Here is an 11,052-nt window from a genome sequence, read left to right on the forward strand (position 1 = left end):
AACCTCATGAAAAAACAAATCACATTATCTATGATTTTGGCTGCGGCATTAGTTTCAGCGCCATCTTTCTCATTTCAAAATGAACAGTCTTCTGACTTGAATGAATTGGATATCAAGTTTGGTGGGTGGTCAACTCACACTCCTAGCTCAGGTCTTGCGAGTGAGAGCTTTAATAAAAATCATCTAGGTTTAGGTGTTGCTTACTACCCTTTTGCTAGTAAGAACAGTAATCACAAGCTTGGAGGTGAGGTTTGGTACATGAAGGATATTTTCGATAACCCTAGCTTGTCCGTAATGGCATCATATAAGTATCGTCTTGATGTTAACTACCTGATTGACAGTATCGATCTTGGATTCAATGTAGGTATCATCAACGATACAGAACGCACTTACACTACTTCTAACGGAAAGTTTGTAGGGTATTCAGATGAGCGCGTTTCTCGTATCGCTGCTACTCCACAGCTTACTGTAAACGTAACAGAGGCAATGCATGTGGACATCAACTACACGAAGCATGACGGTTGCTCTAGTCTTGGAAAGGATTGTGATTCGCTATTTTTCCGCCTGGGATACAAATTTAAGATTTAGTGAAAGATTAATCGGGCTTTATACATTATTTAATAAATTAATTATTGACCATGAAACTAAATAATGTATAATTAAAACCATCAAAAAGAGAGGTGGTTTATGACAATTACTTACAGAAATTTCCTAAAAAAAGCGTATAACGAGAACAAATATAAAGACAAATACACTCTTAAAGAGTTTGAAGAAAGCCGTATGTGTGATTCGTTCTTTAATGAGTGGCTTGAAGCCAACCGTAACACTACGCCAGACATGAAATTTGTAAATTCAATTGTTAACACCTACATCAAAGTACGCGGTGTATCAGCAGGTCGAATCGGTAGTATTCTCTGCGAGATCCAGAGAAAGTTTGATATCCAGATGCCTCTTGTTGAAGGTATTTTTTCAAAAGCTTACTGGGAAAGTAAGCTTGCTTAATCGCAATGCCAGATCTCAAAGGTCTGGCAAATTTTCGGAGTCACACCATGCCATTTGAAAACAAACAGGCACTTAAAAATGAAATTTCGCAATTTTCATACAATGTCAGTGAAAACCCATTCTGCCTAGAGATCTGTGAGCTTGACGGTAGTCGTATCAGAGCTACCTTTGAAATTCATGGGCTTGATAACGGTCACGATGATATTGATTGTGATGATGAGCTTATCGACTTGGTTGTTAATGGATACCTTGTTCTAAAGTACGCCATGAAGAACAAAATCCAACTAGACAGTGACGAATTAAAACGTATTGAAGGTGTCGATAATAAAATCATCGAGTTCATCACTGAGTATGTAACAAAAAGTATTGGACAGATTGGCGGAGAATTGCGCCTAAAAATGAGAATCGAAGAACAGTGTTCTTATTGATTACTTAAAATAAAAGCATAGCCGAGAGGCTATGCTTTTTTCATTAAAGTGAGGATTAAAGACCTAAAGCGCAATCTTTAGTTTTGGACTTTTCTGTCAATGAGTTGAAGATCGCTTGATCTTTTTCAACCTGGTCGCGAGAGAATGGAACATTATGTCTCGCACAATGTTCTTGTAGCTGCTTGAAAGCATCTTCTCTATCTGCAATAGGGATAGAGACAAACTCCCACTCGCTTCTTTCTTCATTATTATCCTGATTCATATATCCAGACTTAATGAACCAGGTCATTCTAGCGTCATCACCGCATATGTCATATGCTTGCCCGTCCATTTCTACTATGCAATGAGATAAGATTTTTTCTATAGCCTCACCAGATTTAGCATTAATGCGGTTACGGAACATTATTGTCATTGATGGCTCTAAACCCTTCTTTGCGGCAAAATCAGCAAGAACATAGGCAAATTCTGCGCAATGACCATTTGTGTAGAATCTTGAGGGGTCAAAGCCTAACGTATATGGATCGGATGGTTTGTTAGCAATTTTGGATTGTCGATAAAACATATCTATCGCAGTAACCATGAACTTGTGAGGATTGGGGATCATAATGCATTCTTATTGTTTTGTATTTTTTTTATTTTATCACAGATAAAAAATCCAATGAAATAGAGATATTGGGTTTGTTATTTGATAAGCTGATTCTTTGAGATTAATACTAGAATGGCGAAATAAATGTCTATTGAAATCAATGATGAAAAACTAGAGGAAATCCTGTCTAGTAAAGCACACAATTTCACATCATATAGCTTAGCTAACATGTGTCTATTGAATCTTGAGGATGAGTCCAAGTACTCATATCAGATGGTGAGAAATGGCGTTGGTGGTTGGATTGTTGTCATAAAAACTGATGATGAAGAGACAAAGAAACACGCGAAGAAATTGGATTTCTTTGTCTTGTGATAACTTCTATTTTAGAGAAGTTGAGAAATGGTTCCCAATACCCGAATTAGAGTTCTAATCCGTCAGGTTTCTTTGTTTCAATCTGCTTCTCTGGATCTACATTTCTGACATCTACGTTGAACTTATCTCGAAGAAAATCAAGTCGGCTTTGATCTAGGTAGAAGTTATTAAAGTCGCCTCTTTCAGCACATTCGATAAACTTCTTATTATTAAGCGCATATCCTACCGCAACCCAGACAAGCTTGGCTCGATTTTGCACCTCTGTTAACTCACTTCCAAGAGGCTCACGCGCCGAACGGATATTGTAATGAGGGTGAACTTTTAAAAGGTCGATATACGCTTTATTTACAAGGCAGTCACCAACATATTCTGCATTTTTCTTGAACTCACTTAGTTCACTTTGATCTACAATCCCTGCGATTCTAGGTGTAGTTTCAAACTTACCATAGCTAGCATCCCAGTAAGCATAAAACAGCACTTCATTAAGGAGGTTGATTTCAACTTTTCCTGGTAATCCCCTTCCTGATTCAACCATGTGGTCAACAACAGATTTAGAAGGTTTGACCATGTACTTTAATTTTAAATCGCGGTTTTCATAATCTAGAGTAATATATCCTTGATCAGCAAGTTCATCTCCACCAACAGTTAATTTGATGTCATCGAAGACATCATGGACTGAAATCTTGCCAGCTTTACTTCGATTTGCAAAGTTATGTTCGAACATAAATAAATTCCTAAATTAATTTCAATTATTATAGTTTATTTAATAAATAATTGAAACAAAACGCTATTTTAAGTAGCGGAATGGTAAGCGCTATCCCATTTGAGGATTAGATAGCGAGATTTCGTTACCTTCTTTCAATAGCTCACTAATGCTTCGATATTTAAAGCATTCGATTTCTCCGCTATCGATATCAAAATGCCTGTTAAGATAAAACTGCAATTGATCTTCAGCAACAACCCATTCATTGCCAAATCCTGGTTTTTTAATCAACCAAACTGCTTCAGGTAACGAAAGTCGTAAATGAATTTCAGGATTCGAGGCTTTCACGTATTGCACATCGGGTTCGAACTTAGAACCAGGCACCCATGCATAAGCTTGAAGAGGCTCAGCTCCTTCAATTTGGTCGCGTGTGCGAGTCGTAGAAACCAAATGGCAGTAAGTTTCAATTTGACCATTCAAATCACGAATATAGACCATGCTATTGATTCGCCAGATATCGTCATTAATTTCAATATCTTGTTCTAGCTTCAGACTCATGCAACCTCCTTATAGATGAATGCTTCAATTATACACCAATGAAAGACAGGGTCAATAATATTGGAGTTAAATTATTATATTTACATTGAGACTAATTTATGTATAATTAATCAAAAATAAGGAAACCACCATGAATGATAGTATTTATTACCATGTAGAGCATAAGACCTTAAAGGTAATCGAAGCCCTAATGAAAGGTCATATTGTCACTTTAGCTGGCGAAACTTTTCGATACCTGAGAGAAGGTCAGCAGACAAGTACGCTGGAAGCATTACGTACTGGTTTTTTCATTAATGCCAATAAAGATGATGAGCCACACTGGATCTTTTACACTGAAAGCTTGGGGTTCTTAGAAGCACAAATCAAGAAAGCATCCACTGAAGAGGTTGAAGCAATCATTGCAAACCTATCACTTGATAGTGTGCATAGAGAGAACAATGTTCTTAGACACATCTCTATGGTAAAAAATCGCTTGGATAAAGATCATGGTCGTCATTTTTTAGTTCGAGCATTTAATAGTGAAGAGTATCAGCGTACTGAAAGTGTGCTAATGAATCGTCTCTACGATTACTTGCAAAAAGATAATTCGTTCCCGCTTGATCGAAACAAGTTTTACGTGCTTGAGAACAAACAGGTTAATGAAATCATTTCGATGTTGTTCGACACTTTAGATAAAATGACGCATGAAGGTGTTATTTTAACCAAGAGTGTGTTCGGTGATGCTTGCTCATATGCAAGGTTGGCAAATCTAATCACTGAAAAGTAAAAAATCCGATTAGACTAGAGTATACAAAAGAGGAATTATCATGGAAGTGACAAGCTTTAAACCAAGAAAGCCAAAGCCGAAGCATATCTCAGCGAACTTACAGTCTTTGCTTGATGAAGGCTCGGTAAAGAAAAGACTGTCAGAGCATTTTGACGATGATTACTTAAACAAAGTCATGTCAGCGAGCGGATACACTTATGTAGAGCTTCATACAGCATTTGAGCTTATTCAAAACCCAGATGGCTGGAAAGAGCCTATCAGTGCTGAAATCTTAGATGAAGACTTTGATGTTTGTGCAGAGGCTTGTGTGTTTATCACTGGTTCTCAGCTTGTAAAGACTGATGAGGTTGCTACTGACGGTAAGATTAAGGTTGAAGCTGATGGATATTATGCAGCTATTGGCTCGTAATTGACTTTTTAGTTGTCGAAATAGCATTGTTATTTCGGCATTTATTTATTAATAATAGGTGGCTAATTTGGCTTTAATTAAAGCTGTTACAGCTAAAAAAGGAACGGATTCTAAAGGTGATGAAACAATCATAGCTATAGTGACCTTAGAGTCAGGAAAGTCAGGTAGTGCTTCTCCACCACCATCTTTTTTTAATGGTTTATCTGAAGTAGAGAGAAACGATCTTGTCGCCAAAAGTATTAAAACTATCAATGAGTTGTTGAGTGATAAGATTGTGAGTCTTGATTCATTTCAGCAAGCGAGAATTGATAATGAATTAATGAGTGCAGATGACTTGGATAGGGAATCAGTGCTTGCCAAAATATCAGTCCTCACTGTATCGTTAGCAAACGCTAGAGCGGCAGCCAATGAAAAGAATATTCCGCTCTATGCGCATATTGCCTCGCTATAAAGATCTCACATTAAAATTAGAGATTTGCGCATAAGCAACTTAAAATCGCCTCAAGCAATCCTTGAGGTATCTTAATAACTGCAAAAAAGTGAATAGAATAATGGACAACTTAGTAAAAGTAAGTATTGATGATGAGAAGCCAGAAAATCATCGTAATGTAGTGCTGTGGCATCGAGATCCAAACGCTCCACCTACAATTGGTTGGGCTACGTACTGGCAACCAAAGAATCAGTTTGCTGGATTTGAGCTGCAATGCCAGCATTATGAGGATGATTTCGGGAAAGACTTCACGCACTGGGCTTACGTTTAATTGAAAATTGCCGATTAATTAATCGGCTTTTTTATGCGCAAAATATTTACCTTAAGCTGTTTTTATGTATAATGATAAAAAACGGAGATATTATTAATGAAAGTCCACAACTTTAATATTAAAGAAGAAGATAAAGTACATGACTGCGTATTGATTGAGCGTGATGATGCCGTGCAGTATATTTTCCCATTCGAAGTCATTTACGATGAAAATGGTTCAAAAGCAAAAATGCTTGAGTTCAAGAAACACGGTTCTGATCATATCGTTAATCCGATGGGGTTTATCGTGGACAGAATCTCTCGTTTGCGTGATTACAATACATCATTCACTCATGTTGTTTTTGGTGATGACGAAGCCGAGATTAATGAAAACTACATTCAAAAGCGCAAAACTCGCGATACTTTGTTTGTTGATGGCATTGAGCTAAAAGAAGGTGGCTCAATCCACGTAGATTTCCGCGATAAAGATGGTAACGTTACACACTCAGAAACAATTAGTCATCTTAAGGGTACTCAGGTAGCGCAACAAAGTGTTCACCCACATGGTGTTTTCAGACACTTTATCTTCGATGTGGGACAAACCCCTAAGAAAGTCGATGAAAATGGAAATCCTCGTTTTACTAAAAACCCATCGATTAATAAATTTGTTATGAGTAATGGCATTTATGAAGAAGATGTCATTAAAGGATTTTCCAAGGCTTTTAATAGCTACTCCCCTATTTTGGTTGCAATTGCAAAAGAAATGGAGAAGAAAGGAATTGACCGTATTTATTTAGAGCTACTTATCGAACCTTGGGCTAAAAGCTTTTCACCTACTAGATACCTTGCAGGTGGTGATTTTAATTACATTTCTCGAAAAAATATTCAATTGATTGAGTGTCAATGCCCTAGACACACAGTAACAGTTAAATCAATTCTAGATTTTAAATAATTAGTAATTTGATAAGATTTTGACATAAGCTTCTATTTCAAATAGGAGCTTTTTTATTTTTTATTAAAAATAAAAATGATACACTGTAAAAAACAATAATTACTGGAACTCTTATGAATGACTATGGATTTATTTCAGCAGAGAACGTAAAAAACCTTATCGAATTTACATCGGATAATAATAAGAGTGGTTTTGAGTTGAGTAGAGAAGACCTCAACTTAAAAAACATGAACCCTATTATTAAAAATAATGAAAATGCTTTTAACTTAGCGATAGCTGATCCTGAAAAATTTGAAATGAGCTATGAAATATCCCCTCTAACACAACGAAAAAAAATTGAAATCGATTCAAAAGATATTCAGGATATGAGTAATGCATCTGTCGGTGAGATTTTATATAAAACAAAAAATCTTCCGAAGTTTATCGAACCTGGAGCTACTGGATATGATGAATGGCAATTTTCAAATGCAGTTAGGCAAGTGGCTTTTCAGCAGATAGAAAACGCTTCAAGTGCAGAACAATTACAAGGCATGTTAAGTGAGCCTATTAATACAAACAAGATTAGGTCAATGGAGTGCTCATATACTGGAGGTATTGTTTTCAATCAAAATAACGAATACACAAGTGGTTATGAGGATTGCTTAAACAAACCCGTTCGGAAAGCTGAATCAGTCTTAAGTATGTAAGTTTTGATTTTAAAAAGCGCCTAGATACAATATCTAGGCGCAAAATATTTAATCCCACGCATCACAAACGTATGCAGGAATACCGAATGAATCAATCTTTGCAGCTAAAGCCTTAAGACCATCGTAAACACCTAAATTGCTTTGTGAACCAAAATACCAGGCATTAGTGGTGCCACGATAATTTTTCATCAACTTGTTTGGAGTGTGATTCTTGACGTATGTTCGGAAAGAACGTGAAATTGCGTCTTTTCCGAATAATGAAATCCATAGGAATGCATTACCTTGCGTTTGACCATTACGCGCTCTACTCGCTTCTACCTGGTCTTCTTTAGCTGCTTGCATTAACTTATCAAAGTACGCTTTTTTCTCTTTTGGTTTAAGCGCTTTAAACTCGGCTTCGGTAAGTACTGTAATGTTCATGGCGATTCCTTTTATTTCATTTATTTAATAATTTAATTATATACAATTTAGGTTTAGAGTCAACAAAATCTTTACTTAAATCGCTGTGTTTGTATAATTATGAAAAAGGAGATTTTCTATGAGCTTAGAACAAACCGTTTGACTCAAAATACCATTCGTCATACGCGGGTGGTTCATGAGTTCTAGCCGCTCTTAGAGCGGCATTTGCCAATCCTTGTTTGTCCTTACAATGATTAAAGAATAACGCAATGATTTAGCAGCTTTGAGAAGATGGAAGATTACTTGAATACTTGCCTAATCATGATTGCTAGTGATCTTAATGCTCGATTTGGAGCGAAAGGTAAGGCTATGGCTATCAGAATTTCACCAGCTTACACAAGTAAGTTCTGCGTTGAAATCAGTAAATAATTTCTTTTCAGTCTTACGTATCAAAGGGAGCCTCAAGCTCCCTTTTTTGATTAGTACGCTTAATTAAATAAATTAATATTGACTTGCAATCCAATATTGGTATAATTAATAAAAAACAAAGAGAGTAATAAAATGAAATCGAACGCACTACTTATCAATGAAGATGATATCGGAATTGTTCTGGTTTCTCTTGATGTGGAACTTGAACAAGAAAACATTGAGGCTGCTTTTGACGAAATTGATTATGACCGTTTATATGGTGATCTTGAGGAATACAGTCGAAAGTCTGTTAGTCAGCAACGCGTGATGGCTCATGAGTTGATTAAAAAACAGATTTTACAAGCTCAAATCTTCTAATGCTGTAGCGATGTTTCATAGAGGGCGACTCGTGAATAACAATATGCTGGTGGATGATGCAAGTGCTGCGAGAACTATTATCAATATGCTCATGGATGGAAGTTTAACTAAGCCATCCAATTATTCCCAGTATTTCGAAGATGGGAACAAGGTTCTGATCTATATGTCCGAAGTCGAGCCTCACAATCATCAATATGATGCTGTTGAAGATGCTCCATAATGGGAAGTTGAATTTTTAGCGGTTGATCCTGATTATCGGTTCGTATTTCATTATGAAAATCAACGATTCGCGATTAAGCCAGAGCTAAATAAACCTTATAGATTCGATCATAAGGATGAACACGGATTTATCCATTCGGATTTGGTTGCTAGGTTTGATGACAACAGATTTTGGTCTGAGGACTGGAAAGAAGATCGCGTACTAAGGTGTATTTTTACAATTAAATAATTAAATAATTATTGAATCTCAACCCAATCTATGTATAATAAAAGCATAGAGAGTTGACGAGGAAATGGGAATGTCTAAAACACACCATCTAACGTATGTAAAAACTGGTCGATCAAAATTTGAGAAGCCTCAAGGTGATGATCTGAAAAAGCAATTGTCACAGTTGGAAGGGTTAAAGTTCGGTGATGTTCTAAAGCTAAATGACGGAACTACCTTTGGTCACTATTTGGAACACTTAAGTGATATGGACTCCTTCATCACTGAAGATCATTGTTTAGCATTGCTGTCAGATTGGAAGCCTCGATTAGCTTGCCTTAATCCACATAGAAAAGGTCATATGGACTATAAGACCTTTGCCTATGCAGATAGAACCGTAGTCACTGCTGATGGGAAGACACACTATCAAATCTTGGTTAAGAATTTCGATGAGCTTAATTGGGTCAATGTTTCTCCAGAATGTAAAGTTTACCTCAAAGAAGATGTGAAGCATTTGCAATGACTTGAGGGGCAGCCCCCTCTTCTCTGAATCATTATTAACGATTATTACCGACTAAGAATCTAGGATGTAAAAATGAATAAACTTGACGCACTAACCATTGAAATCACATCTGGCTATCTAAATATTGACATGATCACAATGACTGATGAGACACTAAAACAATGTTCTGCTGATCAGATTAAGCAAATGATTATTGATGATGAATTGTGCGTTCGAGCCTCTACAGGTGAAATTCTAAGAGGATCTGATGTCGTTGGTCGCGGTACACCATCGCTTAATGCACTTGAGTTTGCTTTACATGATGAAGGTGTAACGACTCTTGAGCGCAACACAAAGATCGACTTCTTTGAAAATCTTCAAGATGTTAATCATATTATTCTGAATGGAAAGCCATGTATCACTTTTGATGCCGAGGCAGACGATGAAGATCAAGCTTTCGTTGCTCAAGTTCTCGATGATTCAGGATTCAATGAAGTCGTGTTTAGTCTTTCTGATTTGAATTCGGCAGAGAAAGAAAACGGAGTGTGGAAAATTAATTGCGCTTCGGATGGTAAGGAATACAAATTGTGTATGTACCGAGCCACGCTAGTATAAACAGAGATTGATTTTGTAGTCGCTGAGGCGACTACTTTCTTTTGGCGAACATATAGGGATGGAGAAGGCATGAAACAAATCACACTAACGATGACTGAAGATCAGGCGGAATCCGCTCTAAAGGCATTTGAGCTGCTTATGCGACTATCTATGGGTCAGATTGAGCATTTAACCGAAATGGCTCGTGAGGGCGCTCTGGTTAAGCGTATGGACGATGGAAAGTCACAAGACCTTAGTGTTGATGAAGTAGATGATATTAATGAAGGTCTGATGATGATTAAACGAATCATGGGGCATCATGAAACTTCAAGCTTCGGAATTCGAAACGAGAATGTGCCAGTAGATGGAAAGCGAGCTTATGAGTTGTGGAAAGTGATTGGTCAATCATTAACAATTAGCCGAGGTAATGCAATTTCAGGTGTTCGAGGTGAGGGATTGAGAGAAAGCTTGACCAACGAACCAATTCCTAAAGCGAGCGTTAATATTAGTTAATCAACTTAATTGATAAAAGGGGAAAGATCCTGAAATCTTTCCCCTTTTTTATGCAAGAAATATATCTTGAATAAAGCTTAGGCTGACTAAACCTAATAAATACAAGGAGGTCTATATGAATAAGGATACGCTTAATTCATGATTGAATATTGCCAGTTATTGATCATTGTGTCAATAAGGCTTTTTAGTAAAAACTAATTTATTATCCTTTAATTATTTCGACTTCAGTAAAGCTCTTAATTTCTCTTTTCTTTCGTCAAGTTCTTGCTTTGGAATTTCTTTATAGCTTCTGCTTAGTAGTTCTACAGCTTCGCTATGATCATAAGTTACGCCACGTTCATCTCTTAACATTACGCTATCTCTAATGTCATTATAAAAAATAGAGAAGTTCATGCTTGAGGAATAATTTCTAGGATCTAAATGGTAAAGCCTGAACGTGATTGAATCTCCAGGAAGAGTTTCAACCAAAACCGATTTAACTTTGTTCAGATACTCTTCTGCACTTATTTTTGTGAACTTGAACAAGTGTGAGCGCATTCCCCTTCCTTCAGGGAGTGGTGAGCGAACATGAAAACAAACTTGATTTATTTCTTGTTTTCACAATAAACTTTGTTGCCACATAGAGTAATGCGT

At 36.7% G+C, this 11,052-nt stretch carries 20 protein-coding genes; 15 read left to right on the top strand and 5 right to left on the bottom strand.

The window, feature by feature from the left end; all coding sequences use genetic code 11:
* The first annotated feature begins 6 nt into the window (after nt 1-6).
* The 3 genes from R7Q39_RS19185 to R7Q39_RS19195 all read left to right on the top strand — a co-directional run bounded on the left by R7Q39_RS19185 (nt 7) and on the right by R7Q39_RS19195 (nt 1,430).
* Complete coding sequence (locus tag R7Q39_RS19185; protein ID WP_045592173.1) at nt 7-588, top strand: hypothetical protein; 582 nt, start codon at nt 7-9, stop codon at nt 586-588.
* A gap of 99 nt (nt 589-687) precedes the next feature.
* Entirely contained in the window at nt 688-1,002 is a 315-nt protein-coding gene (locus R7Q39_RS19190; RefSeq protein ID WP_045592171.1) for a hypothetical protein, read from the top strand.
* 47 nt (nt 1,003-1,049) lie between these two features.
* Nucleotides 1,050-1,430, top strand: coding sequence for a hypothetical protein (locus R7Q39_RS19195; RefSeq protein ID WP_318076619.1), 381 nt, complete (start codon nt 1,050-1,052; stop codon nt 1,428-1,430).
* A 55-nt stretch (nt 1,431-1,485) separates the two neighbouring features.
* Here the strand turns inward: R7Q39_RS19195 and R7Q39_RS19200 are convergent, their stop codons facing one another.
* Complete coding sequence (locus tag R7Q39_RS19200; protein ID WP_318076620.1) at nt 1,486-2,034, bottom strand: hypothetical protein; 549 nt, start codon at nt 2,032-2,034, stop codon at nt 1,486-1,488.
* A gap of 126 nt (nt 2,035-2,160) precedes the next feature.
* On the opposite strand from R7Q39_RS19200, the gene R7Q39_RS19205 reads away from it, so the two are divergent.
* Nucleotides 2,161-2,388, top strand: a complete 228-nt coding sequence (locus R7Q39_RS19205) for a hypothetical protein (RefSeq protein ID WP_085762157.1) — start codon at nt 2,161-2,163, stop codon at nt 2,386-2,388.
* Between the two features lie 46 nt (nt 2,389-2,434).
* Here R7Q39_RS19205 and R7Q39_RS19210 read toward each other — a convergent pair whose 3' ends face one another.
* Together R7Q39_RS19210 and R7Q39_RS19215 are read right to left on the bottom strand one after the other, a co-directional pair.
* Nucleotides 2,435-3,112 carry a hypothetical protein gene (locus tag R7Q39_RS19210; RefSeq protein WP_318076621.1) on the bottom strand — a complete coding sequence of 226 codons (678 nt, stop codon included), beginning with the start codon at nt 3,110-3,112 and terminating at the stop codon, nt 2,435-2,437.
* 90 nt (nt 3,113-3,202) lie between these two features.
* A complete protein-coding gene (locus R7Q39_RS19215; RefSeq protein WP_020330845.1) occupies nt 3,203-3,649 on the bottom strand; it encodes a hypothetical protein in 447 nt (148 codons plus the stop codon).
* Nucleotides 3,650-3,779: 130 nt separating this feature from the next.
* Between R7Q39_RS19215 and R7Q39_RS19220 the strand changes: the two genes are divergently transcribed.
* From R7Q39_RS19220 to R7Q39_RS19245, 6 genes are all read left to right on the top strand, one after another.
* Nucleotides 3,780-4,415, top strand: coding sequence for a hypothetical protein (locus tag R7Q39_RS19220; protein WP_318076622.1), 636 nt, complete (start codon nt 3,780-3,782; stop codon nt 4,413-4,415).
* A 40-nt stretch (nt 4,416-4,455) separates the two neighbouring features.
* Nucleotides 4,456-4,824: a hypothetical protein gene (locus R7Q39_RS19225; protein ID WP_318076623.1), complete on the top strand. Its 369-nt coding sequence runs from the start codon at nt 4,456-4,458 to the stop codon at nt 4,822-4,824.
* Between the two features lie 67 nt (nt 4,825-4,891).
* On the top strand, nt 4,892-5,275 hold the full coding sequence (locus R7Q39_RS19230) for a hypothetical protein (RefSeq protein WP_045592145.1): 384 nt from the start codon (nt 4,892-4,894) through the stop codon (nt 5,273-5,275).
* Between the two features lie 100 nt (nt 5,276-5,375).
* A complete protein-coding gene (locus R7Q39_RS19235; protein WP_020330848.1) occupies nt 5,376-5,585 on the top strand; it encodes a hypothetical protein in 210 nt (69 codons plus the stop codon).
* Between the two features lie 96 nt (nt 5,586-5,681).
* Nucleotides 5,682-6,515 carry a hypothetical protein gene (locus tag R7Q39_RS19240; protein WP_258667240.1) on the top strand — a complete coding sequence of 278 codons (834 nt, stop codon included), beginning with the start codon at nt 5,682-5,684 and terminating at the stop codon, nt 6,513-6,515.
* A gap of 113 nt (nt 6,516-6,628) precedes the next feature.
* On the top strand, nt 6,629-7,201 hold the full coding sequence (locus R7Q39_RS19245) for a hypothetical protein (RefSeq protein WP_053314490.1): 573 nt from the start codon (nt 6,629-6,631) through the stop codon (nt 7,199-7,201).
* Nucleotides 7,202-7,249: 48 nt separating this feature from the next.
* On the opposite strand, the gene R7Q39_RS19250 is transcribed toward R7Q39_RS19245, so the two are convergent.
* Nucleotides 7,250-7,621, bottom strand: coding sequence for a hypothetical protein (locus R7Q39_RS19250; RefSeq protein WP_053314491.1), 372 nt, complete (start codon nt 7,619-7,621; stop codon nt 7,250-7,252).
* Nucleotides 7,622-8,161: 540 nt separating this feature from the next.
* On the opposite strand from R7Q39_RS19250, the gene R7Q39_RS19255 reads away from it, so the two are divergent.
* The 5 genes from R7Q39_RS19255 to R7Q39_RS19275 all read left to right on the top strand — a co-directional run bounded on the left by R7Q39_RS19255 (nt 8,162) and on the right by R7Q39_RS19275 (nt 10,419).
* A complete protein-coding gene (locus R7Q39_RS19255) occupies nt 8,162-8,386 on the top strand; it encodes a hypothetical protein (RefSeq protein WP_020330853.1) in 225 nt (74 codons plus the stop codon).
* Between the two features lie 31 nt (nt 8,387-8,417).
* Nucleotides 8,418-8,606 carry a hypothetical protein gene (locus R7Q39_RS19260; protein WP_318076624.1) on the top strand — a complete coding sequence of 63 codons (189 nt, stop codon included), beginning with the start codon at nt 8,418-8,420 and terminating at the stop codon, nt 8,604-8,606.
* Nucleotides 8,607-8,904: 298 nt separating this feature from the next.
* Nucleotides 8,905-9,333: a hypothetical protein gene (locus tag R7Q39_RS19265; protein WP_318076625.1), complete on the top strand. Its 429-nt coding sequence runs from the start codon at nt 8,905-8,907 to the stop codon at nt 9,331-9,333.
* 72 nt (nt 9,334-9,405) lie between these two features.
* Complete coding sequence (locus R7Q39_RS19270) at nt 9,406-9,927, top strand: hypothetical protein (RefSeq protein WP_318076626.1); 522 nt, start codon at nt 9,406-9,408, stop codon at nt 9,925-9,927.
* Between the two features lie 69 nt (nt 9,928-9,996).
* Nucleotides 9,997-10,419, top strand: coding sequence for a hypothetical protein (locus R7Q39_RS19275; protein WP_118894592.1), 423 nt, complete (start codon nt 9,997-9,999; stop codon nt 10,417-10,419).
* 213 nt (nt 10,420-10,632) lie between these two features.
* On the opposite strand, the gene R7Q39_RS19280 is transcribed toward R7Q39_RS19275, so the two are convergent.
* The gene (locus R7Q39_RS19280; RefSeq protein WP_318076627.1) at nt 10,633-10,956 is read right to left on the bottom strand and encodes a hypothetical protein; all 324 of its coding nucleotides are present in this window, start codon (nt 10,954-10,956) and stop codon (nt 10,633-10,635) included.
* Nucleotides 10,957-11,052 lie beyond the last annotated feature (96 nt).

This window comes from Vibrio sp. 947 (genome assembly GCF_033339115.1).
Taxonomy (GTDB): domain Bacteria; phylum Pseudomonadota; class Gammaproteobacteria; order Enterobacterales; family Vibrionaceae; genus Vibrio; species Vibrio alginolyticus.